The following is a 25,656-nucleotide window of genomic DNA, read 5'->3' as shown; positions in this document are numbered from 1 at the left end:
CGTGCGAGACCGCGACACACTTTTGTCAGAGGCGATAAGAGTAGCCGAGATACCGAGAACTCATGATGATCGCGGCGCATCTTACTGAGCCGCGAAAAAAGGAATCCAGGTGCCATCTATTTATCCATGGAGCCAGGAGATGAGAAAGGACAGCAACAATATTAAATCCCAGCACGATGCCGTAGCCGCGACCAGCGCCGCTCATCTGTTGCACCCGGAAATGCATTTCGATCATCCCCGCGACGTGCTGATGGCGGGCAATATCAGCAAGGACGAGAAGCGGGCCATTCTGGCCTCATGGGCGTCCGATATATGTGCAATCGAATCCATGCCGGCCTGGCGAAGTTATCCGGGTACGCAACGGATCGTCGCCTATGATGAGGTTCTTGCGGCCTTGAAGGCCCTCGATGATGACGATCAAAGCACGTCGACGCAGAAGCCTATGGTTTTCTTTAATGACAGCAAAAGCCGCCGCCGCAGACCCCTGTCGCACCGATCTGGCGGCGGCTTCGGCCTGTGCAGCTACTGGAAAGGAGGGCGTCGCAAGCAACCATTCGAGATCTAGCCATTCCCTCTGACCGCCGCGTGCCTGTTTCGGACGCGGAGAAGATTTTTACCGACGATTCTTTGCTCACTTGAGGAGGTTTTGCCGATGAAGATCGCTCAGATCGCACCGCTCGCCGAAAGCGTTCCGCCCAAACTCTATGGAGGAACGGAGCGGATTGTCTTCTATCTCACCGAAGAGCTTGTTGCACAGGGCCATGACGTCACGCTCTTTGCCAGTGGCGACTCCGTCACAGATGCAAGACTGGTGCCCTGCTGCGACCTTGCGCTGCGGCTCAACCCGGCGATCAAGGACCACCTGCCGCATCAGGTCGTGATGCTTGAGGAAATTCGCCGCCGCGCCCATGAGTTCGACGTGCTGCATTTCCACATCGATCTATTGCATTTCCCGCTGATCCGGGATTTTGCCGACCGCACGTTGACGACCTTGCACGGCCGTCTCGATCTGCCGGATCTCAAGCCCTTCTACCAGGCCTTCGCAGATATTCCGCTCGTATCGATCTCCAATGACCAGCGCCGGCCTATGCCACCGGTCAACTGGGCGGGGACGGTTTACCACGGTCTACCCGCCGATCTGCTGCCCTTCACGGAAAAACCAAAGGGCAATTACCTCGCGTTTCTCGGGCGCATTTCGCCAGAAAAGCGACCCGATCGCGCCATAGAGATCGCGGCAAAAGTCGGCATGCAGCTGAAGATCGCCGCCAAGATCGACAATGCCGACCGGGCCTACTGGGAAACGGTCGTCGAGCCGATGGTGAAACGTCATTCCAATGTCGAGTTCCTCGGCGAGATCAATGAGCATCAGAAAGCAGCGTTCCTTGGAAATGCTGGAGCCTTGCTTTTTCCGATCGATTGGCCGGAGCCGTTCGGACTGGTGATGATCGAGGCAATGGCTTGCGGCACCCCGGTCATCGCCTTCGGCTGCGGCTCGGTTCCGGAGGTGATCGACAACGGCGTGTCCGGCCTTATGGTCGACAGCGTCACCGAGGCGGCCGAGAACGTCGAATGGGCGCTTCGGATTGATCGCCGCAGAGTGCGGGCCACATTCGAGAAGCGCTTCACCGCGGAACGGATGGCGCGCGACTACCTCGACCTCTACCGCAACCTACCCGGCGTCCGTACCAAAGCCGCTCCACTTCGCCGGTCGAATGGGCAGCCACTCGACCTGCAGGTGGTCGCCTGAGACTTCAGGAGGAGCAATGTCGATCGCTTCCGCAGGCAACAGTCCAGCGCCCGCATCGGCCGGCCCGGCGGCACCGGTCGCGCAATTTTTCATTCCGGCTACCACATCGCTGCAAGAGCGCCGGCCGCGCACTCTCAAGCACGGCGATACCTTCGCCGTCTTTGATCACAATGGCGACGCAGTTTCCGGGTCAGGCAGCCCGGAAGGCCTGTTTCATTGCGATACCCGATATCTCTCGCATCTCTCCCTGACGATCAACGGCAAGCGGCCGATGCTGTTGTCGTCGGCACTGCGCGACGACAACGCGACGCTCACCTGCGATCTCACCAATCCCGACCTCTTCGACGACAAGGAACGGCTTGTCCTCGGCCACGACCTCATCCACCTGCGCAGGTCTCGCTTCCTCTGGAATGCTCACTGCTACGAGCGACTATCGATAAGGAATTTTGACGACCGGCCGCAGCTTATTCGTATCGAGATTGCTTTCGGAGCAGATTTCGCCGATCTGTTCGAAGTTCGCGGAACGGTCAGGGCGAAAGGAGGGCGCCATCTTTCCCCTGTCATCGGGCAGGATTGTGTCTCTCTCTGCTATATCGGCCTCGACAACCGAGGTCGATCGACGCGGCTTTCCTTCGATCCGCAGCCGGACGAACTTGGCACCGACCATGTCATTTATGATCTCCATTTGGCCCCGCATGAGAGCCGCTCTTTGTTCATAGAAATCGGCTGTGACCAGAGGGAACCTCGAAAACCCGGCCACCGTTCGTTTTTCCATGCCCTGCGGGATTCACGCAGAGCCCTGCGCGCTTCTTCGTCGCGCGCCGCCTCGATCGCAACGTCGAACGAAATCTTCAACGAAGTCGCCCGACGCAGCATCTCCGACCTCTACATGCTGATGACCGACAAGCCGGAAGGCCCCTATCCCTATGCCGGCATTCCCTGGTTCAGCACGGTCTTCGGGCGCGATGCTCTGATTACGGCGCTGGAGACGCTCTGGCTGGACCCGGAGGTCGCCCGCGGAGTTCTTGGCCACTTGGCAGCCAACCAGGCAGCGGAGATCGATCCAGTCGCGGATGCGGAACCCGGCAAGATCCTGCACGAGGTGCGCTGTGGCGAAATGGCCGAGCTCGGCGAGGTTCCTTTTCGCCGCTACTATGGCAGCATCGATTCGACGCCTTTGTTCGTGATGCTGGCCGGCGAATATCTCAGACGAACTGGTGATCTTTTAACCATCGACCGTCTCCAGCCGCATATCGAAGCCGCACTGACATGGATTGACGACCATGGCGATCGCGACGGCGACGGCTTCATTGAATATGGGCGGCAGACGGAAGAAGGGTTGGTTAACCAGGCATGGAAGGACAGCCACGACTCCATTTTCCACGCGGACGGTACGCTGGCCAAGGGTCCGATCGCGATCGCCGAAGTTCAGGCCTATGTCTATGGCGCCTGGCATGCGGCGGCCGAGATCTTTCTCGTCCTCGGCCGGCCGGAACGGGCCGCCGGCTTCTTAGCGCGGGCGGAGGGCCTGCGTCGCGCCTTCGATACGAGCTTCTTCGACGAGGAACTTGGCACATACGTGCTGGCGCTCGACGGGGACAAGCGACCCTGCAGGGTCCGCTCCTCCAATGCCGGCCATGCCCTGTACACCGGCATCGCCTATCCCGAACGGGCCGCACAGCTCACCCTTACTTTGATGAGTGCCTCATCGTTCTGTGGCTGGGGCATCCGCACTATTGCCTCCACAGAGGCGCGCTACAATCCCATGAGCTACCACAACGGCTCGATCTGGCCGCATGACAATGCTCTGATCGCCAGCGGTCTTGCTCGCTATGGCTATCGGGCTGAAGCCGCGCGGATCTTCGAGGGACTATTTGCCGCTTCGACCTATATCGACTTGCGGCGGCTTCCCGAACTCTTCTGCGGCCTGCCGCGCAGGCGCCCGCAGGGACCGACCTTCTATCCGGTCGCCTGCTCGCCGCAGGCATGGGCGGCGGCAACGCCTTTGTCGTTGTTGCGATCGTGCCTCGGTCTCGAGTTCGATCCGAACGCCTTGCAGATCAGTTTGAACGAACCGCGGCTTCCGAGCTTCCTCGACGAGGTCACGTTGCGGCACCTGCTGATCGGCAATGGTTCGGCCGATATTGCCATTCGACGCTCCGGTCGCAATGTCGTGGTGGACGTGATCGATCGCAAGGGCGATATCCGCGTACTCACGACGGCATGACCGGTTGGATCGACCGCTCCGGCGGTCAAGTCCCAACCATGCTATTTGTCCTGCTCTTCCTGGTCGGCAGACAGCAGATCAACGAGCGCGGCAACCTTGCCTGTCGGCAGATGCCGGCCTTCACCCAACAAGGCTTCGTCGTTGCTGGCCCACGCAAATGCCTCGGCAAGCTCAGCCTGCGTAGCACCTGTCGCGATGACCTCGGCCACCAGCGTTTCGTCGGCAGGCCCAAGGACGGCAATGACGTGGTCTGAAGTCATGGGCATAGCCACTGCTCCCTTTCTATACCTCGGCTCAAATATGGTGGCGCCTCGGAAAAATTCAATTTTTCCACCGAGAAAATCCACTCCCCTTGAAACATTAACTCCCTGAATTATATCAATATTAGTCGATTGCCCAATGGGGATCGACATAAGGTCCAGGAGACGCCGGTCGCTCTTGGCGTCTCCTTGTATCCATGTTGCTTATAAGGAGGATATGGCTATGAGGACAAACCTCGATTTCTCCCCCCTATTCCGGTCGAGCATCGGCTTCGACCGGATGTTGAACGCGCTCGAGGCTGCAAGCCGCGCCGAGACGAGCGACAGTTGGCCGCCTTACGATATCGTCAAAGCTGGCGAGAATGATTACCGCATTGTCATGGCAGTGGCGGGCTTCTCAAAGGACGAACTGGCGATGACCCAAGAGCAGAACATGCTCATCGTCTCGGGACAGAAGGCAAGCGGCGATGACCTCCAATATCTGCATCGCGGCATCGCCAGCGGTTCGTTCCAGCGTCGCTTCGAACTAGCCGACCATGTCAGGGTCGTGAGTGCGGGTCTCGTCAACGGTTTGCTGACCATCGATCTCAAGCGCGAAATCCCCGAAGAGATGAAGCCGCGCCAGATCGAGATCCGAACGGGCCAGATAATGCCGAAGGCCGAGACCAAGCAGATCGAGGCCAAGCAGCAGGCGGCTTAAGCCTTCCCCAGCAGAGCGCAAACAAGGCACCGGACATGGTCCGGAGCCGGGAGGAAAGCTTCGCCAACCGACCCAACAGAAAGGAGAAGAAACATGAGTGTTCGTGATCTGATTCCCTGGGGCCGCAACAATGGCAACCAGGTTCCAAGTCTCTTGCGCGATGACGACCGTGATCCCTTCCTGTCGCTTCATCGCGAGGTGAACCGTCTGTTCGATGATGTCTTCCGCGGCTTTGGCTCCGGCCTGCCTTCCTTCGGCAACAGCGCCACGTTCAGGGGCGGCTGGCCGAGTGTCGAGATCTCCGACGCCGACAAGGAGATCAAGGTGACCGCCGAAGTCCCCGGCCTTGAAGAGAAGGACATCGAGGTCCTGCTCAATGATGGCGTGCTGACGCTGAAGGGCGAAAAGCGCTCCGAGAGCGAGGATAAGGATCGGCAGTTCTCCGAGCGCTACTACGGCCGCTTCGAGCGCCGCATTCCGCTCGGTGTCGAGGTCAAGGAAGACCAAGTCGACGCCACCTTCAGGAACGGCGTGCTGACTGTCACCTTGCCGAAGACCGAGAAGGCGCAGTCGCAGGTCAAGCGCATCGCCATCAAGAGCTGATCGAGACGAATGCGCGGCGCCGGCCACCTGGCGGCGGCCGCGCATCCTTCGCCAACATGGGGAGGACAAATGATGGAGACTGTCAGACACACACATAACGAGAGAATAGCAACGGCTTCCGGTTTGCGCGTCTCGAACGACAACCGGTGGAGCCATCCTTGTTTCGGGCACTCACGTTTTCCCGACAATGCCGTTGCCCGGATCTTCAAACCGTCGCGCTCGGTGACAACATCAGGGACCGCGCGGACGAAGGGCTGGCGGCTTGTTTTCGACCGCCGCAGCGCGCCATTCATCGAACCTTTGATGGGCTACACGGGAAGTGCCGACACGCTTACCCAGGTGAAGCTGAAATTCCTCACGCTCGAATCCGCCATCCACTATGCCGAGCGGCAGGGACTTACCTACGTGGTGCAACGCCAGCCAAGCAAAGCGGCTGCACAGATAAAGCAAGGCATCGGCCAGCGGTCGCACCAACCGTCTGATGCCTTCGCTGATGCGACACTGGAGGGGCTTGGCCTTGCCGCGCTTCAGCAAAACTATAGGCGGGCACTGGATGGGAAGGCGAACCAGGACGATGCCTGCGGCCCGTCGATGTGGTCACTTCTGATAGGCGTCGCCCGCGATCTAACGCTGTCCCTTGAAGCGAAGCGTTCGATCCTGATGAACTGGGCCTGGACAGAATATCTAGCCAGTCACGCGATGAACGAAGGCACGCCGGAGAACAACCGGTCCTCGCGCCTTCATGAGATCGAGGAGGCGCTGCTCGCGCTCGACCGAGAAACCGCGAACAGGCGGGACGATAGTATGGTCGGTCGAAAAGCCGCGTGAGGTGCGCCCATGGACCCACATGTCGGCTTCGATTGCCGGAGGATCCTGCCAAACAAGTTCGCGCTAGCTGTTACGGCAGCCGCGCGCTGCCGCGCCCTCAACCGTGGTGCGAAGCTAAGGCTCGATCTGCCGGGCATAAATGACAGCGAACTTGCGCTCCAGGAGACCGCCGATGGCCGGCAGCTGCTCGCAAAACTGATCGGCAGCGACAAGGAGACCGACATTGCGCTGCTGCAGATCGACGCGAAGAACCTCACCGCGATCCAGATCGGAGGTTCCGATGCTCTCAAGGTCGGTGATTATGTCGTCGCCATGGGCAACCCATTCGGACTCGGCCAGACGGTCACCTCGGGCATTGTCAGTGCGCTCGGACGCAGCGGGCTCAATATCGAAGGCTATGAAGACTTCATCCAAACCGATGCCTCGATCAATCCCGGCAATTCAGGCGGAGCGCTGATGACGCTTGACGGCAAGCTGATCGGGGTCAGCCATCAAATCGGACGCAGACTATGTCGATAGATATCGCGACCGTTAGACGTATTGCCCGCCTTGCCCGCCTCGCACTCAGCGAAGACGAGGCTGAAAAAATGTGCGGCGAGCTGAACGAAATTCTGACCTTTGTCGAGCAACTTTTGGAGGTTGATGTCCAAGGTATCCCTCCGATGACCTCGGTTGTGCCGACAACCATGAAAATGCGCCAGGACGTCGTGACCGAAGGCAATAATGCCGAAGAGATCGTGGCGAATGCACCGCTCAGTGAGCGCAACTTCTTCCTGGTCCCCAAGATTCTCGAGTAAGCAGAGACGGCCTCGGGCCTTGGAGCATTTGGCGGTCGGGGCAGGCGATCGCCCCCAAACGATGCGCGCCTTTGCGTGCCGCGTGTCAGCGGCTAGAGATTTTCCTGCGCACATCCGATGCTTCGAAAAACTTGCCGATCTCGTTTGTGATCGAATGATGCGTCATGACGAAAGTCCCGTTTGGCAAGATCCCAAGCGCACGCGGTCAGGCAGTACCGCACCCTAATCATTTTGGGTCTTGAGGGGGTCTAATTCTCTGGAAATCGAGTAGCAGTTACCCTAGGGTCAAGTTGATAGCGTGTGCTGCGGGTTCCCCCGAAATCGACGGAGACTTCGATCAACCTCTCACAAGGAGCGCGACCCCATGTCTTCGACATGTTCCAAGGGCCGCATTCGACCACTCTCCGTCAGTTCCTCGACGCTGGTCGGCGTTCCGGGAACGGTGGCAGTCCTGGTAGAGCTTGGCCGGGCCGATCTTCCTGCAAAGGCCAGTTGGGGTCAGATGACCGGAGTTGCTCTGCTGTGTGGTATCGGCCTCACAATGTCCCTTTTCATCGGCCTGCTGGCGTTCAGCGATCCAAGCGTGCAGGATCACGTCAAGATCGGAATTCTGATGGGATCAGTTGTATCCACCGTTCTGCGCGCAGTCTTCCTGCGCTGGGGTATCAGCCCAGTGTTCCTGCAAACCGCTCCGGCCATCGCTCGCGTTGGAAGACGGCTAAATACTCCCAAGCACCAACATTCCAATGGCAATCCAGAACAGCGCACACACTTCTGCCGCCACCAAGTAGCCAATCGCGCGATCACTCATTAATGTCCCCTCCTCAGACGACCTTTCAAATACGTCTACTCCACCAAGACGTGTCTGTTTCGCCATGCAATGTCCCGCGCTCGCGGCAGTTCGACGTACCTGCGTCGAAGGATCGGGATGTCAATGGCGCCTTTTGTCCACTCCTCCAACCAACTTTCGAATTGCGCGGATCCCTCCAGGGCAGCCCAACCTCTTTGGCACGGTTGAATGCCCTAGCGATAATTGCGCGCCGACCTTCAATTGACATCGCATTCCCTCAAAATAGGACGCCCGTGCGCGCCGACTAGTTGTCAAATCCTTTGCGGCACCAGCAAACGTGACGCGATATCATGCATAACGCAACGATTTTATTTAAGACGGCACTAAAGTGCAGCCATCCATCAAACACGGCTGAGTGCAATTTCCCTCTTTCGCTTTGCACAACGGGCACCGAGGAGGCGCGCTGGTAGTGGAACGACCGCGAGGCCTTGGCGAAGGCTCAAAACAAGCTCTATTTTTCAGGACGTCCCCAAGGTTGCTCGACCAACCCCTCTCTTTTCCACGAGCCTCGACGAGATCAGAGCCTTCATCAGACAGCCCGAAACGCAGTGTCATCTTGAAACCACTGCAGCGGTCGGGAGCCGACATGCCGTTGCATTTTCTTGGCTGAGAAAGGCGCCTACTCATCGCGCTCTGCCGGCAGCCATGCCCTTGGCTGAGCAGCGAACATTTGATCATTGATGCTTGTCACGAAACAAAGATGAGAACTGCTTACCTTGAAGGCCTCGAATGCGAGGCGTATCGTCCGTTTGTTGCCCGCTCTAGGGCACTGCTCATCATTCTTTAGCCCTGCCCTCTGCAGGGCTCTCTTTTTCAGCCGGCCTTCCGCACCTTTGCTGCGTCATCCGGCAAGACCTTAAGACCTGCCTCGTGGGCGGCTACAACGAAGGCCGCTCGAGCGCTTGCCGCGTCCGTATAGAATTCCAAGGCTTCCAGAACCGACATGAGTGCGTGATGGAAGGATGGGACATTGGACCAATCCCATTTGCTGCTTAGGAGAATGGCGGCGAGGTCCTCGACTGTATCAGCATGCCGATAGCGGCCGGTATTGCCTTCAAATCCAACCTCCATCGGGTTGATAAAAACGGGAATCTCGCTGGCCATCTCCTAAACCCCTTGACATCACAGAATCCAGTAAATGGAAAAGCGATTCGTTTCGTCCAGTGCCGTTGCGCAACATCACGTTTGACGACGTGCCAAGATAAGAACAAACTGAGAACATTCAGACGGAGGTTCTCATGACCCATACGGAACAAGTCATTGCGAAGGCCCTGGCTGTGGTTGCCAACATCCGGTCCGAGCGGGAGCGAGATGCCGAAAGGCGAAAGCGGGTCTTCGGTAAACTCGATGTCAGCCGCCCGCGACCGACAGTCCGAGGCCAGCAACTCACGCTTGACCTTCAGTCACCGCAGCTGACTTGAAGCGGGACTTTCGGACAGGCCGCGCGACGCATTCATGTCCGGAGAAAGGGCAATAAGTGGGATATTCGGCAGCCCCGCACTGCGGCTGCGGTTACCGTTCAACGCGATGAGGCTCTTGGCACGCTGGAGTGACGCGCTCTGTTCGTTGTGATAGCGCGCGCCGATTTCCATCATCGGCACGATGCCCGGCATGAACTCAAGCTCGCTGAAGATGCCCACCCTGTCGATCCCAGCTGAGGGGCATCTTGCAGATCGCAGATGCCGAGCGCCGTCGATTCTCCCCAGATACTACAGCTTGTAGAGGGCCTCTGAGAGGCTGAAAGCACCGGCTCTTGTGATCCCTTGGGGTCGGGTCGCCCGACGGTCGGCAAGCAAAGGCGCTGACTTACCCGTTCCTTTATTCCGTATTAAATTTTGCTCCCGCGCGCTCCAATCATGGCGCGCGAGAACTCGCTATTGCGTACGACTTTATGCTGCACGCTCCATCGCCCGAGTATCAACGCAACCGATGAAACGTTCAAGTCACAGCAGCTTTTCGAGTGTTATCGGCAGGTCGCGGACGCGTTTTCCGGTTGCGTGAAAGACGGCATTGGCGATTGCCGGCGCGACACCGACGATTCCGACCTCGCCAACGCCTTTGCCTCCCAGAACCGAGGCATTGAGGTCGGGGATACCAACCGAGATCACCTGGATCGGCGGGATGTCGGCATTCGTCGCAACGAGGTAGTCACCGAGATTGTTGTTGATGACTCGTCCGTTGCGCGAATCGACCAAACCTTCTTCGAGCAACGCCTGACCGATCCCCATGATGATGCCGCCGCGCCACTGGCTTTCGGCAAGCTTGGGGTTGTAGATCCTGCCGCAATCGAATGCCGAGACCATTCGCGACACGCGGATCGTGCCGAAGTCTTCGTCCACCTTGACCTCGACGAAATGCGCGCACCAACTGTGCATGGAGAATTCACCCGCGGTCGGCCCTTGGATGCTTCCCATGGTCGTCCAGGCCTTCTTGTGACCCTCGGGCCCCTGCTCTCCTTCTGGAAGGGTGTTTCGCCGTGTGTCGATGCTGTCGCGACCAAGGGCCGTCATGAGTTCCGAAATGGAGACGGACAGTCCCCCATCGCGGGGCACAAAGATCCGGCCATCCGCGACCATCAGCGTATTGGCGCCCGTATCGCGGAAGGGAGAGGCGCCGTCGTTGAGAGCAAGTTCGATCAGTTCGTCGCGAGCAGCCGATGCCGCCTTGTGAACGGCTCCGGTGATGGCGCCGGCAAGCATCGAGCCGCCAGCGACCGTGGCGCCGGGAAGCGATGAATCGCCAAGTCGGACATTGATGCTCTCGGCCGGGACGCCGAGCACCTCGGCGGCGGTCTGCGCGAGTATCGTATAGGTACCCTGCCCCATGTCGATCGCGCCGCTGACGACTTCCACGGAACCATCGGCGAGGATCCGGATCAGTGCCTCGCTGGATGCGCGCAGGACGGGGAATGTGCCGCACGCAACGCCCCAGCCGATCAGTTGCCTGCCATCCCGCATCGAGCGCGGGGCAAAGCTGCGGTGTGACCAACCGAACGCCTCGCCGCCCTTGGAAAGCGCCTCGCGCAACCGGCGGGTCGACCACGGCTTGCCTGATTGCGGATCACGCTCCGCGTAATTGCGAAGCCTAATCTCAACCGGATCGATCCCGACCGCATAGGCAAGCTCATCCATGGCGCTTTCCAGGCCAAAGGCACTGGGGTTCTTGCCGGGCGCGCGCAGGGCTCCAGGCATGACCGTGTTCACCCGCACGAGGCTGTGTTTCGCGCTGAAATTTTCCACGGCATACATCAATGGGGTCGCCGCGCTTGTCTGCTCGGGAAAATCCGCATAGGTGGCGGTCTCGCTGGCACCCTCATGTACGATCGATTGCAGCACGCCATCGGCATTGGCGCCGAGCGCGATCGTTTGTCTTGTCGCGGCGCGGCCGCCATAAGCCGTGAACGTCTGCGGGCGCGTTACAGCGAGCTTCACCGGCCGGCCAAGCTTGCGGGCTGCAGCCGTTGCGATAGCGCCATAGGCGTAGGCTGTGGCCTTGGAACCGAAGCCCCCACCGATAAACGGCGAGACAATACGAACATTCTCATATGGGAGCCCGTACCACTCGGCATAGGTGCGCGCCATCCCGTGCGTCCACTGGCTGGGTTCCCAGATGGTCAGTTGGTCGCCTTCCCACCTCGCAACGAGGCCATGCGGCTCGATCGCCACATGATATTCGCGCGGCGTTCGGTACTCAGCCTCGATGCGGACCGGCGAAGTGGCAAGCGCGGTCTCTGCGTCGCCCCAAGTCACCGTAAGCGCATCGAGCGGCCTTTCCTCACTCGCCTTGGGATCATCGAAGTCAACGATCGCCGACACCTCCTCATAGGTGACGTCGACCAGCCGGGCAGCTTCGGCAGCCTGCTCCAGCGTTTCACAGATCACGGCAGCGACGGCCTGGCCGTTGAAGGTGATATCGTTGGACAGAGGAGAGTAAGGCTGGTTGTCGGGCCGGTTTCCGTACCAGTCGGAAGCCATCTTCAAGCCGAGTTCGACATCGGGTGTCAGCACCAACAGCGTACCGGGCGCCGCTTGCGCCTTTGTGGCGTCAACCTTCACAACCCGACCGGCGGCGATCCGGCTCTGCACGAGGACCGCGTAGACCAGACCCTCGACCGGTTGTTCCAAAGCATAGGTCGCTCCGCCGGTTATTTTCAGCCTTCCATCGAAGCGCGAGAGGCGACTGCCGATCGTACCGTCAGAGGCGTCGCCGCGTTTGCGGGGTTCCATGATGGTCATGCGAGACCTCCCATATTCAGAATGGCGCGCGCAACGACACGCGGCGCAAGTTCGATCTTGTAACGATTGCCGCCGTTAGCGACGGCGCCTTCCATGGCCAGTCGGCTTGCTTTCTCGACTGTGCCGGCATCGAGGACCTTACCGATCAGCGCCTTCTCGACCGACCGTGCGCGCCACGGCTTGGTGGCAACGCCACCCAATGCAACGCGGATGTCGCAGATCGTCTTGTCGTCCGCCTCCAACTCCAGCCCGACGGCTGCGCTTGCGGCAGCGAACTCATAGGACTGCCGATCGCGAACCTTGAGGTAGGTCGAGGTTCTGGCGACCGGCGACGCAGGAATGTTGATGGCCATCACCATCTCGCCACGCTCAAGGATCGTCTCACGTTCTGGTGTGTCGCCGGGAAGCACGAAGAAGTCTTCCGCAGTGACTTTGCGGTCACTGAGATCGATCGTTGCCTCCAGGGCAACCAGTGCAACGGCAAGATCACCCGGATAGGAGGCAATGCAGGCCCCGCTGGTGCCAAGCACCGCGTGATTGCGGGTCACACCACCGATCGCAGAGCAACCGGAGCCGGGATTACGCTTGTTACACGCGGAAAACGTTCCGGGATCGCGGAAGTAGGGACAGCGCGTCCGCTGCAGAAGATTACCGCCGATCGTCGCCATGTTGCGCAACTGCGGAGATGCTGCCAGCAAAAGCGACTGCGAAATGGCGGGATAATTTGCCCGGATCCCCGGGCTACCGGCCACATCTTCCATTTTCGCAAGCGCGCCGATCGTAATGCCATCGGCATCGGCCGAAATCTGCGACAGGCCGGAAAGGTGAGTGATGTCGACAACGGAATCGGGTTCGGCAACACCGCATTTGGCAAGATCGAGAAGCGTCGTACCACCGGCGAGCAACATTGCGCCTGATTGCATAGCGAACTGGCGGGCGTCGTCGAGCGAGCCAGCTCGGAAGTAGCTGAAGTCTCTCATCACGCCATCTCCGCCGCTTCGCGCACTGCCGCCACGATGTGATTATAGGCACCGCACCGACAGAGATTGCCGGCCATGTATTCTCGGATCTCTTCGTCCGAGCCGACCCGCCCCTCACGGATGCAGGCAACGGCCGACATGATCTGGCCAGGTGTGCAATAGCCGCATTGGAACGCGTCATGCTCCAGGAAGGCCGCCTGGACCGGATGCAGGTCGCCGCTTTCGGCCGCAAGCCCTTCAATCGTCGTGATGTTGCGCCCTTCAACCTGTGCGGCAAGCGTCAGACAGGCAAGCACGCGCTTGCCGTCGACATGGACGGTGCAGGCACCGCATTGTCCCTGGTCGCAGCCCTTCTTTGTTCCGGTAAGACAGAGTTGCTCACGCAACGCGTCGAGTAGCGTCGTGCGCGCATCGACATCGAGCTCATGCAGCCGCGCATTGATGTCCAAGGAGAGATGAACCGTTCGTGTCATGATAAGCTCCTGCTATCGTCACGAGATTGGAGGTCGAAATCCAAAAAAGGGGTGGCCGCTCAGGATCAGCGCGCTAGCTAAGCTCATGGGAAGCAAGCCTGGGCACCTTTGGGCATGACATCCCGCCCCGTTCTGGATTAAGAGGTAAAAGGCACTCCACATAAACGGAGGCGCCTCCGTTTAATCTAGTGACTTGCCGCCGAGCGTCAAGTCCAGAATGTGCTTGGAGCTTATTTTGGCCTCGGCCCCGCCGAAGACGGAACCGTCCACACTGCCGCCAATGCGCGCGGATGCACGCCGCAATCGCGAGAAACTCGTCGACGTCGCAGCAGCCGCCTTTGCGGAGGCAGGCGTCGAAACTTCGCTGGAAGACATTGCCCGCAGGGCCGGCGTCGGCATCGGTACGCTCTACCGGCATTTTCCGACGCGTGAGCATCTGGTTGAGGTGGTTTACCGCCGTGAGTTGGAAAGCCTAGCGGCTGCAGCAAGGGAACTGGCTGAAAGCCATGCGCCTGATGCTGCACTCGAAGAATGGATGCGCCGCTTTGTCGGTTATATCGCCGCCAAGCGCGGGATGGCGACCAGCCTGAAGATCCTGATGAACTCCAATGCCTCTCTGTTTGCTGAAGGCAGCGGCCTTTTGCGAGGTGCCGTCGACGGGCTCCTCAAGGCAGCCGCTGAGCAAGGCCTCGTTCGAAGCGATATCGATACGACCGACCTTCTGCATGCCCTTTCGAGCATCTACTCGCTACCGGCGTCGCCAGATTGGCGGGACCGCTCGAACCGGCTTATCGGCTTGCTGATGGACGGGTTGCGGACACAAAAATAGTCGCCTCACTCTCCGTGAGACGACGTGGCACCGCCGGATTGCATATGTGCTCTCTCGAGGCAAAAAAGAAGCGGCGCTCGTGGCGCCGCTCTCGTCTTTTAGGCCGCCCGAACGCTCGCGCCCAACGGAATTTCCACATCGATTTCGAGGATGGACATATGCTCGTCGCGATCCATCGTCACTCGAACCCTTTCGCTATCGACTTGTACGTGCTTGGCGATAACGGCGAGGATTTCCTCGCGCAGCAAGGATACGAGATCGGATCCCGCCGAGACGCGCTCATGCGCGAGCAGCACCTGCAGGCGTTCGCGGGCCGCCGGCGCGGTCCTCTGTTTGCCAAAGAAGTTGAAGATGCTCATGCAGCGGCCCTCCGTCCGAAGATCTTGCCGAAGATGCCCCGCTTCTCTCCCGGGATGGTGACCGGCAGCTCTTCGCCGGCCAGTCTGCGCGCAGCATCGAAATAAGCCATGGCGGGTGCGCTGCGGCTGTCAGCCAGGGTGACTGGGGCACCGATATTGGACGCACGCAGCACATCCGTGCTTTCAGGAATGATGCCGAGGAGTGGAATGGAGAGGATCTCCAGCACGTCATCGACTTTCAGCATATCACCGCGTTCAGCGCGGTTGGGGTCGTAACGCGTCAAGAGCAGATGTTTTTCCATCCGTTCTCCGCGTTCGGCCTTCGCAGTCTTCGAGTCGAGCAGCCCGATGATGCGATCGGAATCACGGACTGAAGAGACTTCGGGATTGGTGACGACCACGGCGACGTCGGCGTGGCGCATGGCAAGCGTTGCGCCGCGTTCGATCCCGGCGGGGCTATCGCAGATGATCCAGTCGAAATGACGCTTCAGATCGTTGATCACGCGCTCGACACCCTCGGCCGTGAGGTTGTCCTTGTCCCGCGTTTGCGAAGCCGGCAACAGGAAGAGTGTCTCCAGCCGCTTGTCGCGGATCAGCGCCTGAGAAAGCTTGGCGTCGCCCTGGATGACATTGACAAGGTCGTAAACGACTCTGCGCTCAGCGCCCATGACGAGATCGAGATTGCGCAGGCCGACATCGAAGTCGACCACGGCCACCTTCTCGTTCCTCTGTGCTAAGGCCGCTCCGAGGGCTGCAGTGGATGTGGTCTTGCCCACCCCGCCCTTGCCCGAAGTGACGACGATGACTTTCCCCATCTTTCTCTCCTGTGTGATAGCCAGCTTCGGGCCTAGATAAGTTTCTCTGCCTTGATCGAGTCGCCTTCCAGCCAAAGCTGGACGGCCTGTCCGCGAAGGTTCGGCGCTATGTCTTCCGCCATCTTGTAGATACCGTCGATCGCGACCAGTTCGGCTTCAAGCTTGCGGCAGAAGATGCGCGCCGAAGTATTCCCGACCGATCCCGCCATCGCGCGCCCCCTGAGCGTGCCGTAGACATGGACCGAGCCCCCGGCGATAATTTCCGAACCGGATGCGACGGAGCCGATGACCGTGACGTCGCCTTCCGGAAAGATCAGCGACTGACCCGAGCGAATCGGCTCGCGAATGACGATCGACTGCAGCGCCGGCCGTGTCTCGACGGCCGCTGACTGCGTGCGAACATCGATGACCGGTTCCTGTTGCGGAACCTCGAAGTCCGAGACCGGGCGCCCGCCCTTGAGAGCCGGCGGCATCCCAGGCCCGATCAGCGAAGGCCGGCACCCCTCGATGCCCATGATACTGACGTTGCGCTGCGCCAGCTCAGCGATCAAACCCTTGAGCTGCGCCCGGTCAATCTCCAGGTCGCTGACATCAAGGACGACCGGTCGCCCCAGGAAGAAGCCGGCGGAGCGCGCGGCAAGATCGTCTAGTCTTACGAGCCAGTCATCGAAGGGAAGATCTGGCGAAAGCATGACCGCCAGGAAAGAGCGGCCCTTGATGCGGATCGAGCGAGCGTCTGTTAGCACTTTGGTCATCTAGGTTAAGAAATCGTTGAACATTTCTACGTCTGATTTGGTTAACAAATGGTTAATTTCCGATGCCCGGATCGTTAACAAATCTCAGTTCGCACACTCCCAAAACTCGCAACTGAGCGTCTGATTAGCGCTCGACACATCGTATCAGGCAGCCATATCTTTGGGTTAGATGCCAGGTCGAAACGCTTCGCGTGAACAAGCGAGACGAAACTCGCCTCGAGAGGCTCAAGCTTGCCCCCTGCCGCGAAGGATCGGGCTGAAATGGCGCATCGGGTGAGATCCGCAACAAGCGTATTCGCTGGAGCTGACGCGGCACCCCAAAATAGCAAAGGCCCGCTCGAGCGGGCCTTGATCTCTTGGTCTTCCGGAGGTCTTAGCGACCGTAAACCAGGCGCTTGATATCGCCACGGGTGACGCCAATGTCCTTCAGTGCTGCGTCGTCGAGTCTGGAAAGATCCCGGTATGCCTTACGGAGCTGAAGGAACTCTCCGATCCTGTTGCCGATTTTCATGTCATATCTCCTTGTGCGTTGCACAATTATATAGCTCATTGCTTCCTCAATGAGCACTTCGAAAACCGCATAAGAGGCATCTCGAAATTGCAATCTCGACATGCAGGTTGAGGAGAAGCACGGGGGCAAGGCACTTGGCGCGCCTCACGCCCGATTTGCCGTCACCCTCACCGCCCGACTCAGCACCCGTCGGACAGCGAACCAATCAGCAAACCAGAACAAAGATTTCGAATTGATTCATCGCAGTTTCGCGCTCCGGCGAAATGAACGTTTCACCTTGCCGCATTTTTCTCTCAAAACTGAAACGCAGTCCCCGATAAATCGCACTAAACTCTTCAGAGATCAGAGATTTGGGAGGATCGACGATGGCGCAGGCAACAGCGGTTCTATTGCGCGGCAGGAACGCACCCGATGAGGGAATCGACTGGCAACGCGTTACCTACCTTGTGCACCTCTCGCGAATTCTTGACGAGATGGAGGAGACGCGGCTCGTCCCGGAGAAGAAGGTCCTCTATCAATTCTCCGCCCGTGGCCATGACATGGCGCAGATCATGCTCGGCTTGCAGCTGACGAACCACCACGACGCCACCTGCGGCTATTATCGGTCGCGCCCGCTGCTTCTTTCGCTCGGCGTCGACCCGGCCGATGCGCTCGGTTCCGCCATGGGCCGCGCCGGCGGCTATTCGGATGGCCGCGATATCGGCGTGGTCTTCAACTATCCGAACCGCAACGGCGCTTCGGCTCTGCCGATGTGCGGCGGTGTCGGAGCTCAATACACCCCGACGGCGGGCTGGGCCCAGGCGCTGCAATATTACGCAACCGTGCTTCACGAGCATGACTATCGTGATGCGATCGCCGTCGTGCTTGGCGGCGACGGTTCGGTCGCATCGAACGGTTTCTGGTCTGCGCTGACGATTGCCACGACGCAGTCGCTGCCGATGTTGTTTTACGTCGAGGATAACGGCTTCGGAATCTCGGTCCCTTCCGACGTGCAGACGCCTGGCGGAAACATCGCGGCCAATCTCGCGAGCTGGCGCGGCCTGACGATCTTTGAAGGCGATGGGTGCGATCCCGCAGCGGTCGCGCGATTGACGCAGCAGGCAGTCGGCTTCGTCCGCGAGCGTAGAATGCCTGCTCTTTTGCGGCTTACTGTTCCCCGATTGGAGGGGCACAGCTTCCAAGACACCCAGTCGTATAAGAGTGAAGCGCTGGTCAAGGCTGAATGGGCTCGCGATCCGCTACCACGCCTGCGAGACTACCTGGTTCCCGCAGTGATGAGCTCTAACGAGTGGGAAGCCTGCCGGCTTGAGGCGGAGGGCGTGGCAGAAAAAGCGCGCGCCGAGGCCGAAGGCCGGGTTGTTGCCGCTCCCGAAACGGTCACCCGCCATGTCTTCTTCGACGGCGAAATGCAGGCGATGGGTGGTCAGCATTGCGACGGCTATCGTGCCCCGGAATGCAGCGACGAGGCGGCACCGGACGGCCAGCGTATCAATATGGTCACGGCGATCAGGCGTACGCTCGATCACGAATTGACGATCAACGAGCGCGTGGTGCTGTTCGGCGAGGACATTGGCCCGAAGGGCGGCGTTCATGCCGTCACGCTGGGACTGCAGGACAAGTTCGGCAAGGAACGGGTCTTTGACACATCGCTCTCGGAGGAAGGCATCGTCGGCCGCGCCGTCGGGATGGCGCTTGCGGGTCTCGTTCCCGTTCCTGAAATTCAGTTCCGCAAATATGCCGAACCCGCGACCGAACAGATCAATGATTGCGGCACGATCCGCTGGCGCACCAACAACCGGTTCGCCGCACCTGTTGTCCTGCGCATGCCGGGCGGCTTTTTCAAATGTGGCGATCCCTGGCACAGCCAGACGAACGAGGTCGCCTTTGTCCACCAGCCGGGCTGGAAGGTCGCCGTACCCTCGAATGCGGAAGATGCCGTCGGGCTCCTGCGCACCGCCTTGCGCGGCAACGATCCTGTCATCTTCTTCGAGCATCGCGCCATGCTCGATCATCCGTGGGCACGCCGCCCTTACCCGGGTGACAACTACGCCCTGCCCTTTGGCAAGGCACGCTTTACGCGCAAGGGCAATGCGATCACGATCGTCACCTGGGGTGCCATGGTTCCCCGCTGCGAGGAGGCGGCGGAAGGCATCTCTGCTGATGTCATCGATCTTCGCACGTTGATGCCCTTCGACCGCGCAAGCATCGTTTCCTCCGTCCGTCGCACGCGACGGTGTCTCATCGTCCATGAGGATCTTGGGACCGGTGGCTTCGGCGCGGAAATTGCCGCCATCGTTGCCGACGAGGCCTTCATGGATCTCGACGCACCAGTGTCGCGATTGACGATGCCGGATATCCCAAGCCCACACAACCCGGCCTTGCTCGACTGGGCGGTGCCGTCGGTCGACCGCATCAGGCAGAAGATCACGACGCTCGTGGAGTACTAAGACATGGCCGATTTTTCCGAAGTCCTCGTCCCCGTCGAACAGGAGGGAACGAAGGCAGTTGTCCGCAACTGGCTGAAGCAGCCAGGCGAGATCGTCGCCGTGGACGACCCGCTCGTCGAGCTCGAAACGGACAAGGTCACGCAGGAGATTTCCGCACCCGCAGCAGGAATCCTCGACGAGATCGTCATGGCATCAGGCACGGATGCAGCGCCCGGCGCGGTTCTGTGCCGCATTCGTCTGAGGGCAAGCACTGCCGGAGATGACCATGCGCCGGAGCTTCCACCTTTGCCATCTGGCGAGACTGGCAATGAGAGCGGCGACCGCTTCTCGCCGGCAGTTCGCAGTGCTGGCGAGCAATACGGCATCGACCCGGCTGAGGTCGTCGGCACCGGCAGGGATGGACGTGTTACGCGCATTGATATGGATGCGGCGTTCGCGCTGAAACAGAAGATCGAGCGCGATGAGATGCCATCTTCCATCAGGACCCCGATCACCCGCGATCAGATCACTCACCGCTCGCACATGGCTGCTCATACTCCCATGCGGCTTTCCATCGCCCGGCACATGCTGGAATCGGTTACGACTGCCCCACATGTCACGGCGATCTTCGAGGCCGATTTCAGCGCGATCATCAAGCATCGCGACAAGAGCAAGGCGGCATTTGCCGCCGACGGCATCAATCTTTCCTTTACGGCCTATATCATCGCCGCCTGCGTCGCGGCGATGCGGGCTGTGCCTGAGATCAACAGCCGTTGGCATGACGATCATTTGGAGGTCTTCGACGATATCAACATCGGCGTCGGCATGGCGCTTGGCGACAAGGGCTTGGTCGTTCCGGTCGTTCGGCAAGTCCAGGATCTCTCGCTGGCTGCGATTGCCGCCAGACTTCAGGACCTGACCATCCGTGGGCGGGCCGGCGGCCTCACCAACGCCGATATGCGCGGCGGTACCTTCACGATCTCAAACCACGGGGTGTCAGGCTCCCTGATCGCTGCACCCATCATCATCAATCAGCCGCAATCGGCGATCCTTGGCGTAGGAAAAATGGAAAAGCGTGTCGTCGTGCGAGAGGTCGATGGCGTCGATACTATCCAAATCCGACCAATGACCTATGTGTCCTTGACGATCGATCATCGCGCGCTGGACGCTCATCAGACAAACGCCTGGCTGACGCGTTTCGTCGAAACCCTCGAAGGCTGGCCGGCATAGCGCCGGCGGCCGCGCAAAGGAATGGGGCACCGTGAGGCGCCCCTTTGCTATCATCTGGCGTTGCGGATCGTCAGCGCCGGATTATGCGCAAAGAAATTGTGCGGCTCGATATGGATCGTTTTCCATTCGGTCGACATCACGGGCCAATCCTCCATGCGCGGGATATGGTGGAAGCCGGCCGTGAACCAGGTCACGATATCCTTGCCCATCAGCGGCTTGTTGGCCTTGACCCATTGCGGCAGCGTATCCGAGCCATCGCTCTGCATCGCATACTTGCCGCCCGCATACTGCTGATCGATGTTGTAGACGGTGTTCCAGACCGAATACTCGATATAGGCGTTGCGCTTCATCGGCGGGTCCTTGGCAAAGTCGAACGGGCCGTAGGCAACGTCGCCATGATGGATCATCCAGCCCGGCTCTTGGCCGAGATAGCCTTCGCGGGAGGGATCGGAAATCATGAAGTAGCGCGGCTTCATCGCCGACAGTTGATAGCGCGCCTCCATCTCGGTCTTCGGCATCGTGTGCTGCACCGTCCACATCGAGCGCCGCGGGTTCTTCGCGTCGACCTTGGCCGGAACGATATCCATCGTCCCGAAATGGTTGTCCGGCTGGTCGACGTCGAAGTCGATGCGGAAGTTGAAGTAATGGTCATGGTTTGCCGCCACCAGGTTCGGTGCGATCAGCGTTCCATGCGCAGTGTCTTGCGCGGCTGTCGGATCGCTCATCGAGGTCGATGCAACGCCCTTTACTGCGTCCAGACCCGTTGCCCCGATCATGATCCTGATCTGACCGTCCTGCTGCAGGCGATAGTCGATCAGGTAGTCATAGTTTCCGACTTCGGAGGCAGTGCGGACGACGAGCTCGCTCGCCGGACGGCCTTCGGCCGGGATCGGCTTTTCGGGAGTCTGTGCGAAGACTTCGAAATGGCGCCATGCCGGATCGCCGATGCTGCGCTCGAAGACGCAGATTGCATTCGGAATGGTCAGCGGATTGCCCTTGTCGTCGGCAATCGTTGCGGGCAGGAAGGTCGCATAGTCGGGGCAATCGACGCCAGAGCGCAGCGGGCTTAAGAACAAGCCGAAGCCATACTCCCCGCTGTCCATATAGGTACGCCAATACCAGCCTTCTGTCGGATCCATGTAAGGTACGAACACCTCGGACAGATGCGACTGGTAGATCACCGAACGCCACGTGCCCCCATCCTTCACGTCGAGGTTGGAGACGACGAGGCCGGGGCGCTTGTCAACGCGGAAGTTCATCCGCCACATATCCCATTCGAGGTGGCTGCCTGTGATCTTGTAGTTCGGGCCGCCGGGCTGGGACAGCTTCGCAGGGTTCATCTCAGGGCGCAGCGGCTCGCGCTCGGCAACTTCCTTCTCGGTGTAACCCCAATTGTCCTTTGGGCCGTCGATCACACCGGTGTCGATGACGCGAAGGACTTGCCTCTTACCGATATCGTAAACGGCAAACAGGCCCTCGATGGGCTTTGCGTAGAAGTTCGATCCCTCGGGCACCTTGTAGCAAGGCACCTTCATCAGACGCGAGTTCTCGTATTCATCGGTGAAGAAGTTACCAGCAGTCAACGGCAAGCAGAAAGCCTGTTCCGGCGTCAGGCCACGCTTCTTCAGGCCGGCGATCATGTCCGGATTGGCAAGCGCACCCTGAAGAGCGTCCATGAACTCGGTGAACAGCACCATCGGCTGCCCTTTGATGGGCGTCGTGCTCTCAACCGTGCCCTTGGTGATGTTGACGACTGTCTCCTTGAACCCCTGGGGGCTCGTCAACTGGACCTTCGCCTCGCGGTCGATCTGGTCGTCGCCTTCCTTAAAGGAGAGAACCTCCTCCTTGCTGGGCTCCTTGAGCTCGATCAGCGGATAAAGCGTATTGTCGTCGACCACTTTCTGGTCGCGCAGGATCTTGTTGATCTTCTGATATTCCTCTGCCGTCAGCCCATCCAACGGATGAGCGATAGCAGCTGGCGCGCCCAGCGCCAGAAGCAAGCCGGCCGAAGCCAGATATCGCTTTATGTTCATTGCATCCTCCCTATTGCATGCCTTCACTAATCAAGCGAATACCACCTGGATATTCGTGTATTCCTGCAGCCCTTCCTCGGCGAATTCGACGCCGAACCCGGAAGCCTTCACGCCGCCGAACGGTGCGTTCGGCTGAATGGCGCCATGCTTGTTGATCCAGACCGAACCGCACTCCATGCGGCTGGCAACCACCTTCGCGGCTGAGATGTCGCACGACCAGACGGAACCTCCAAGGCCATTGGCGCTGTCGTTTGCAAGTGCAATTGCCTCGTCGACGCTGCTGTACTTGATGACAGGAAGCGCAGGACCGAACTGTTCCTCGTCGACAAGCGGATCGCCGTTCTTCAAACCAGCAATGATGGTCGGCGGAAAGAAAAGCCCCTCGCCCGGCTCACCGCCCAGCAACACCGCTCCTCGCTCTTTGGCATCCATGACGAGACGCGAGAGCTTTTCGAACTGCATGCGGTTCTGCACGGGGCCGAGAACGCTGCCCTCGTCCATGCCGTCACCGATAGGAATGTTGCGTGCATAGGCGACAAGGGCATCGCAGACGGCATCGTGAATCGACTCATGGACATAGAGGCGCTTCATCGCCGCGCAGGTCTGGCCGTTGTTGATAAAGGCGCCCCAGAACAGGCCCTCGGCAATTGCCTGCGGATCGGCATCGGGCAGGACGATCCCGGCATCGTTGCCGCCGAGTTCGAGCGTCAGGCGCTTCATCGTCTCTGCGGCAGAGCGCATGACTTTCTGGCCTGTCGCACACGAGCCCGTAAACACGATCTTGCTGATGTCGGGATGGGCCGACATTGCCGCGCCGATGTTGAACTCGCCGTCGTCGCCAGTCACGACATTCAGTACGCCGGGCGGCAGCACCTCGTTCATGATTTCGACCAGGCGAAGCGTCGCAAGCGGCGTCAGCGGCGACGGCTTGATGACGACGGTGTTGCCGGTGCGCAGAGCCGGCATGACGTGCCAGATGGCGATCATGACCGGGAAGTTCCAAGGGGTGATCGAGCCGACGACGCCGAGCGGCTTGCGATGAAGTTCGATACGCCCTTCGTTGTTGTCCTGGAGGATTTTCGGCGGCAGCGACAACGCGGTCGTATAGCCTGCCCAGGCAACAGCACCTCCCAGCTCCCAGCGCGAGCCGAGCCCGTTCAGTGGCTTGCCCTGCTCGAGCGTGATCAGCCGCGCGAGTTCGTCGGCGTGTGCTTCAATGTGGGCGGTAGCGGCCGCACAGGCGGCTTGCAATTCCTGCTCGCTTTTGGCCGACCATGCGGGAAAAGCTGCCTTGGCGGCAGCAACGGCAGCGTTGAGCTCGGCAGCGCCCATGTTTGGCGCACGGCCAACTTCGCCTCCCGTGGCCGGGTTGAGCACGCTGAAACTGTGCTCGCCGGTCATCGGCTTTCCGTCGATCGTGGCGCTATGGATCGTCATTCTCACCTCCTCCGAATGAGGTCCGACCATCGGGCAGGACTGGAAGCGGAGACTAGGCGATTACAGGCATCAGGACTTGGACTGAGCCGTCTGCATCTATGGACAAATCCGTCAGTGGCGGCGCGCAACAACGCCCGGTGCACAGCCGTATTTCTTTCGGAACTCGCGATAGAAATAGGAAAGGTCGTTGAAACCGGCGTCGTAGGCGACTGCGGCAATCCCGTCGGCAGGCTTGGTGGTACGCGGCTGCGTCAGCGTTGCATGCGCAAGTTCCAGGCGACGGCTGAGCAGCCGATGGCCTGGCGTCTCGCCAAGCAGGCGGAAATGCCGCTGCAACATGCGCTCCGAAACATTGAGCCGCCTTGCCAACTCGCCGGGCCCGAACGTCGGATCGGCACGGTGCCGATCAATCATGGCGAGCGCTCGCGACAGCAGGGTTTCGCTGGGTCCCGCAGCTTCGGCTGTCTTGGTACTGTGAAGGTAGGCGCCCAAAAGCGACAACATCGCCTCACCGAGCTGCGCCGACGCTCCAGGCTCTGTGAGCATCTTGGTAATCACGGCCCGCATTGCCAGCCAAAGGGGATCGTCCCGACTGATGGCGACGCCATCAGTACAGGGCTTGCCAAACCGATGAAGCATCTCGGCGCGTGGCATATGGACTGACAACTGGCTGGAGCGCTCACCGTCATAAACGAACGACGACGGCCGAACGGAATCGACAAGGAACATGTCTCCCGGGGCCAGCCGGGCTGAACGCTCGCCCTGCTCCACGCGACAGTGTCCCTCGTCCTGGATCAGCAAGAACAGATGCTCACCGGGGTCCTGCCGGATTGATTTCATCCCACGCTGCACGTGGCGGGCATCAAGTGCGACGATCGCAGTATCGAAAAGCCCCATACGACGCGTTGCCACATCGCCGGCCATCACATTGGTGCGGGCCATGGGTTCGACATCGAACGCACCGCAAACTTTCCGGATTTCCTCCTGCAGAACCTCTACGGCCACCGGCTTGTGCACCGGCGTTACCAGCGACTGCATTCTCCCCTCCCTGGCTCCTGCAGACTTGACTTAAGCGTTCCTGTCGTATCGCATCCTATTCCGAATTGATACAGGCGGTCTATCAGCACATTCTCACGTGCGTATTGAATGCCGGTCGGTCAAGGCGCTTTACGAATGCGCTAACGCAGCGTCTCGCTCGAGGCGTTCGCAACCCACTCGAAGATGACACACAGCGGACGAGTGGAGACACCTGCAGCTATAAATTCCAGAACCAGGACTTGCCGATCTCAGCCGAAGCCTCCTCCTGCGTGACCCCGATGTCCTGAAGCTGATCCCTCGTCAGCTCCGCGATTGCCCGCCGGCTGCGACGTTTCTCCAAGCGCCAGGACAGAAACGCCAGTGCGCGTCTCAGAGCGCTTCGCAGTGGGGCAGCGTCGCTTTTCAAATCCAGTTCCTTCCCGACGTCGGTCGACATTGCACTCTCCTGTCATCAGCGATCCACAATGCGATCACGAGAACGCCCATAGGATAAGGCTGGCGAATACATCGAAGGAAGGTTATT

25 protein-coding genes and 2 pseudogenes are annotated in these 25,656 nt (G+C 59.8%); 13 read left to right on the top strand and 14 right to left on the bottom strand.

The window, feature by feature from the left end; translation table 11 throughout:
- Nucleotides 1-139 precede the first annotated feature (139 nt).
- The 3 genes from FHT71_RS07185 to FHT71_RS07175 all read left to right on the top strand — a co-directional run bounded on the left by FHT71_RS07185 (nt 140) and on the right by FHT71_RS07175 (nt 3,974).
- Nucleotides 140-565: a hypothetical protein gene (locus FHT71_RS07185; RefSeq protein ID WP_183719355.1), complete on the top strand. Its 426-nt coding sequence runs from the start codon at nt 140-142 to the stop codon at nt 563-565.
- 87 nt (nt 566-652) lie between these two features.
- Nucleotides 653-1,747, top strand: a complete 1,095-nt coding sequence (locus FHT71_RS07180; protein WP_183719353.1) for a glycosyltransferase family 4 protein — start codon at nt 653-655, stop codon at nt 1,745-1,747.
- Nucleotides 1,748-1,763: 16 nt separating this feature from the next.
- Entirely contained in the window at nt 1,764-3,974 is a 2,211-nt protein-coding gene (locus FHT71_RS07175; RefSeq protein WP_183719351.1) for an amylo-alpha-1,6-glucosidase, read from the top strand.
- A gap of 41 nt (nt 3,975-4,015) precedes the next feature.
- On the opposite strand, the gene FHT71_RS07170 is transcribed toward FHT71_RS07175, so the two are convergent.
- Nucleotides 4,016-4,240, bottom strand: a complete 225-nt coding sequence (locus FHT71_RS07170) for a hypothetical protein (RefSeq protein ID WP_132588916.1) — start codon at nt 4,238-4,240, stop codon at nt 4,016-4,018.
- 217 nt (nt 4,241-4,457) lie between these two features.
- On the opposite strand from FHT71_RS07170, the gene FHT71_RS07165 reads away from it, so the two are divergent.
- From FHT71_RS07165 to FHT71_RS31440, 6 genes and pseudogenes are all read left to right on the top strand, one after another.
- On the top strand, nt 4,458-4,934 hold the full coding sequence (locus tag FHT71_RS07165; RefSeq protein ID WP_132588915.1) for an Hsp20 family protein: 477 nt from the start codon (nt 4,458-4,460) through the stop codon (nt 4,932-4,934).
- A 93-nt stretch (nt 4,935-5,027) separates the two neighbouring features.
- Nucleotides 5,028-5,537 carry an Hsp20/alpha crystallin family protein gene (locus FHT71_RS07160; RefSeq protein WP_132588914.1) on the top strand — a complete coding sequence of 170 codons (510 nt, stop codon included), beginning with the start codon at nt 5,028-5,030 and terminating at the stop codon, nt 5,535-5,537.
- A gap of 72 nt (nt 5,538-5,609) precedes the next feature.
- Nucleotides 5,610-6,365 carry an ETC complex I subunit gene (locus FHT71_RS07155; RefSeq protein ID WP_165933064.1) on the top strand — a complete coding sequence of 252 codons (756 nt, stop codon included), beginning with the start codon at nt 5,610-5,612 and terminating at the stop codon, nt 6,363-6,365.
- 171 nt (nt 6,366-6,536) lie between these two features.
- Nucleotides 6,537-6,854: pseudogene (locus tag FHT71_RS31205) on the top strand (trypsin-like peptidase domain-containing protein); the annotation flags it as partial.
- A 20-nt stretch (nt 6,855-6,874) separates the two neighbouring features.
- Nucleotides 6,875-7,162 carry an Asp-tRNA(Asn)/Glu-tRNA(Gln) amidotransferase subunit GatC gene (gene gatC, locus FHT71_RS07145; RefSeq protein ID WP_132588911.1) on the top strand — a complete coding sequence of 96 codons (288 nt, stop codon included), beginning with the start codon at nt 6,875-6,877 and terminating at the stop codon, nt 7,160-7,162.
- A 421-nt stretch (nt 7,163-7,583) separates the two neighbouring features.
- Nucleotides 7,584-7,808: pseudogene (locus FHT71_RS31440) on the top strand (Na+/H+ antiporter NhaA); the annotation flags it as partial.
- Nucleotides 7,809-8,825: 1,017 nt separating this feature from the next.
- On the opposite strand, the gene FHT71_RS07135 reads toward FHT71_RS31440, so the two are convergent.
- Nucleotides 8,826-9,116 (bottom strand): DUF982 domain-containing protein, encoded by a 291-nt coding sequence (locus FHT71_RS07135; protein ID WP_132588910.1) that lies wholly within the window; start codon nt 9,114-9,116, stop codon nt 8,826-8,828.
- Nucleotides 9,117-9,250: 134 nt separating this feature from the next.
- Here FHT71_RS07135 and FHT71_RS07130 point away from each other — a divergent pair, with 134 nt between their 5' ends.
- The gene (locus FHT71_RS07130) at nt 9,251-9,433 is read left to right on the top strand and encodes a hypothetical protein (RefSeq protein ID WP_132588909.1); all 183 of its coding nucleotides are present in this window, start codon (nt 9,251-9,253) and stop codon (nt 9,431-9,433) included.
- Here FHT71_RS07130 and FHT71_RS07125 read toward each other — a convergent pair.
- The 4 genes from FHT71_RS07125 to FHT71_RS07110 all read right to left on the bottom strand — a co-directional run bounded on the left by FHT71_RS07125 (nt 9,416) and on the right by FHT71_RS07110 (nt 13,700).
- Nucleotides 9,416-9,652 (bottom strand): hypothetical protein, encoded by a 237-nt coding sequence (locus tag FHT71_RS07125; RefSeq protein ID WP_183719349.1) that lies wholly within the window; start codon nt 9,650-9,652, stop codon nt 9,416-9,418. The two genes, FHT71_RS07130 and FHT71_RS07125, sit on opposite strands and share 18 nt — an antisense overlap.
- A gap of 303 nt (nt 9,653-9,955) precedes the next feature.
- Nucleotides 9,956-12,247, bottom strand: coding sequence for a xanthine dehydrogenase family protein molybdopterin-binding subunit (locus FHT71_RS07120; RefSeq protein ID WP_132588908.1), 2,292 nt, complete (start codon nt 12,245-12,247; stop codon nt 9,956-9,958).
- Nucleotides 12,244-13,227, bottom strand: coding sequence for a xanthine dehydrogenase family protein subunit M (locus tag FHT71_RS07115; protein WP_132588907.1), 984 nt, complete (start codon nt 13,225-13,227; stop codon nt 12,244-12,246). Before FHT71_RS07115 ends, FHT71_RS07120 begins: the two co-directional genes overlap by 4 nt.
- Nucleotides 13,227-13,700, bottom strand: a complete 474-nt coding sequence (locus FHT71_RS07110; RefSeq protein ID WP_132588906.1) for a (2Fe-2S)-binding protein — start codon at nt 13,698-13,700, stop codon at nt 13,227-13,229. Before FHT71_RS07110 ends, FHT71_RS07115 begins: the two co-directional genes overlap by 1 nt.
- A 235-nt stretch (nt 13,701-13,935) precedes the next feature.
- On the opposite strand from FHT71_RS07110, the gene FHT71_RS07105 reads away from it, so the two are divergent.
- The gene (locus FHT71_RS07105; protein WP_132588905.1) at nt 13,936-14,529 is read left to right on the top strand and encodes a TetR/AcrR family transcriptional regulator; all 594 of its coding nucleotides are present in this window, start codon (nt 13,936-13,938) and stop codon (nt 14,527-14,529) included.
- A gap of 98 nt (nt 14,530-14,627) precedes the next feature.
- On the opposite strand, the gene minE is transcribed toward FHT71_RS07105, so the two are convergent.
- The 4 genes from minE to FHT71_RS07085 form a co-directional block, all read right to left on the bottom strand.
- Nucleotides 14,628-14,888, bottom strand: coding sequence for a cell division topological specificity factor MinE (minE, locus tag FHT71_RS07100; RefSeq protein ID WP_132588904.1), 261 nt, complete (start codon nt 14,886-14,888; stop codon nt 14,628-14,630).
- On the bottom strand, nt 14,885-15,703 hold the full coding sequence (minD, locus tag FHT71_RS07095; RefSeq protein WP_007797127.1) for a septum site-determining protein MinD: 819 nt from the start codon (nt 15,701-15,703) through the stop codon (nt 14,885-14,887). The genes minE and minD overlap by 4 nt, the downstream gene beginning before the upstream one ends.
- 32 nt (nt 15,704-15,735) lie before the next feature.
- The gene (gene minC / locus FHT71_RS07090) at nt 15,736-16,458 is read right to left on the bottom strand and encodes a septum site-determining protein MinC (protein ID WP_132588903.1); all 723 of its coding nucleotides are present in this window, start codon (nt 16,456-16,458) and stop codon (nt 15,736-15,738) included.
- 373 nt (nt 16,459-16,831) lie between these two features.
- Nucleotides 16,832-16,969, bottom strand: coding sequence for a DUF1127 domain-containing protein (locus tag FHT71_RS07085; protein WP_007797120.1), 138 nt, complete (start codon nt 16,967-16,969; stop codon nt 16,832-16,834).
- 365 nt (nt 16,970-17,334) lie between these two features.
- On the opposite strand from FHT71_RS07085, the gene FHT71_RS07080 reads away from it, so the two are divergent.
- Both FHT71_RS07080 and FHT71_RS07075 read left to right on the top strand, forming a co-directional pair.
- Nucleotides 17,335-19,416, top strand: coding sequence for a transketolase C-terminal domain-containing protein (locus tag FHT71_RS07080; protein WP_132588902.1), 2,082 nt, complete (start codon nt 17,335-17,337; stop codon nt 19,414-19,416).
- Nucleotides 19,417-19,419: 3 nt separating this feature from the next.
- Nucleotides 19,420-20,625 (top strand): 2-oxo acid dehydrogenase subunit E2, encoded by a 1,206-nt coding sequence (locus FHT71_RS07075; RefSeq protein WP_132588901.1) that lies wholly within the window; start codon nt 19,420-19,422, stop codon nt 20,623-20,625.
- A gap of 50 nt (nt 20,626-20,675) precedes the next feature.
- Here the strand turns inward: FHT71_RS07075 and FHT71_RS07070 are convergent, their stop codons facing one another.
- The 4 genes from FHT71_RS07070 to FHT71_RS07055 form a co-directional block, all read right to left on the bottom strand.
- The gene (locus FHT71_RS07070; RefSeq protein ID WP_183719347.1) at nt 20,676-22,658 is read right to left on the bottom strand and encodes a tyramine oxidase; all 1,983 of its coding nucleotides are present in this window, start codon (nt 22,656-22,658) and stop codon (nt 20,676-20,678) included.
- Between the two features lie 30 nt (nt 22,659-22,688).
- On the bottom strand, nt 22,689-24,095 hold the full coding sequence (locus tag FHT71_RS07065; protein WP_132588900.1) for an aldehyde dehydrogenase family protein: 1,407 nt from the start codon (nt 24,093-24,095) through the stop codon (nt 22,689-22,691).
- Between the two features lie 111 nt (nt 24,096-24,206).
- A complete protein-coding gene (locus FHT71_RS07060) occupies nt 24,207-25,133 on the bottom strand; it encodes a helix-turn-helix domain-containing protein (protein ID WP_132588899.1) in 927 nt (308 codons plus the stop codon).
- Between the two features lie 217 nt (nt 25,134-25,350).
- A complete protein-coding gene (locus FHT71_RS07055; RefSeq protein WP_132588898.1) occupies nt 25,351-25,569 on the bottom strand; it encodes a hypothetical protein in 219 nt (72 codons plus the stop codon).
- Nucleotides 25,570-25,656 lie beyond the last annotated feature (87 nt).

The organism is Rhizobium sp. BK060, from assembly GCF_014193145.1.
Lineage (GTDB): Bacteria > Pseudomonadota > Alphaproteobacteria > Rhizobiales > Rhizobiaceae > Rhizobium.
This window is presented reverse-complemented; position numbering and strand designations above follow the sequence as displayed.

Coding starts and splice junctions, on each gene's coding strand:
- FHT71_RS07185 (WP_183719355.1), top strand. CDS start 140: ATGAGAAAGGACAGCAACAATATTAAATCCCAGCACGATGCCGTAGCC.
- FHT71_RS07180 (WP_183719353.1), top strand. CDS start 653: ATGAAGATCGCTCAGATCGCACCGCTCGCCGAAAGCGTTCCGCCCAAA.
- FHT71_RS07175 (WP_183719351.1), top strand. CDS start 1,764: ATGTCGATCGCTTCCGCAGGCAACAGTCCAGCGCCCGCATCGGCCGGC.
- FHT71_RS07170 (WP_132588916.1), bottom strand. CDS start 4,240: ATGCCCATGACTTCAGACCACGTCATTGCCGTCCTTGGGCCTGCCGAC.
- FHT71_RS07165 (WP_132588915.1), top strand. CDS start 4,458: ATGAGGACAAACCTCGATTTCTCCCCCCTATTCCGGTCGAGCATCGGC.
- FHT71_RS07160 (WP_132588914.1), top strand. CDS start 5,028: ATGAGTGTTCGTGATCTGATTCCCTGGGGCCGCAACAATGGCAACCAG.
- FHT71_RS07155 (WP_165933064.1), top strand. CDS start 5,610: ATGGAGACTGTCAGACACACACATAACGAGAGAATAGCAACGGCTTCC.
- gatC (WP_132588911.1), top strand. CDS start 6,875: ATGTCGATAGATATCGCGACCGTTAGACGTATTGCCCGCCTTGCCCGC.
- FHT71_RS07135 (WP_132588910.1), bottom strand. CDS start 9,116: ATGGCCAGCGAGATTCCCGTTTTTATCAACCCGATGGAGGTTGGATTT.
- FHT71_RS07130 (WP_132588909.1), top strand. CDS start 9,251: ATGACCCATACGGAACAAGTCATTGCGAAGGCCCTGGCTGTGGTTGCC.
- FHT71_RS07120 (WP_132588908.1), bottom strand. CDS start 12,247: ATGACCATCATGGAACCCCGCAAACGCGGCGACGCCTCTGACGGTACG.
- FHT71_RS07115 (WP_132588907.1), bottom strand. CDS start 13,227: ATGAGAGACTTCAGCTACTTCCGAGCTGGCTCGCTCGACGACGCCCGC.
- FHT71_RS07110 (WP_132588906.1), bottom strand. CDS start 13,700: ATGACACGAACGGTTCATCTCTCCTTGGACATCAATGCGCGGCTGCAT.
- minE (WP_132588904.1), bottom strand. CDS start 14,888: ATGAGCATCTTCAACTTCTTTGGCAAACAGAGGACCGCGCCGGCGGCC.
- minD (WP_007797127.1), bottom strand. CDS start 15,703: ATGGGGAAAGTCATCGTCGTCACTTCGGGCAAGGGCGGGGTGGGCAAG.
- minC (WP_132588903.1), bottom strand. CDS start 16,458: ATGACCAAAGTGCTAACAGACGCTCGCTCGATCCGCATCAAGGGCCGC.
- FHT71_RS07085 (WP_007797120.1), bottom strand. CDS start 16,969: ATGAAAATCGGCAACAGGATCGGAGAGTTCCTTCAGCTCCGTAAGGCA.
- FHT71_RS07080 (WP_132588902.1), top strand. CDS start 17,335: ATGGCGCAGGCAACAGCGGTTCTATTGCGCGGCAGGAACGCACCCGAT.
- FHT71_RS07075 (WP_132588901.1), top strand. CDS start 19,420: ATGGCCGATTTTTCCGAAGTCCTCGTCCCCGTCGAACAGGAGGGAACG.
- FHT71_RS07070 (WP_183719347.1), bottom strand. CDS start 22,658: ATGAACATAAAGCGATATCTGGCTTCGGCCGGCTTGCTTCTGGCGCTG.
- FHT71_RS07065 (WP_132588900.1), bottom strand. CDS start 24,095: ATGACGATCCATAGCGCCACGATCGACGGAAAGCCGATGACCGGCGAG.
- FHT71_RS07060 (WP_132588899.1), bottom strand. CDS start 25,133: ATGCAGTCGCTGGTAACGCCGGTGCACAAGCCGGTGGCCGTAGAGGTT.
- FHT71_RS07055 (WP_132588898.1), bottom strand. CDS start 25,569: ATGTCGACCGACGTCGGGAAGGAACTGGATTTGAAAAGCGACGCTGCC.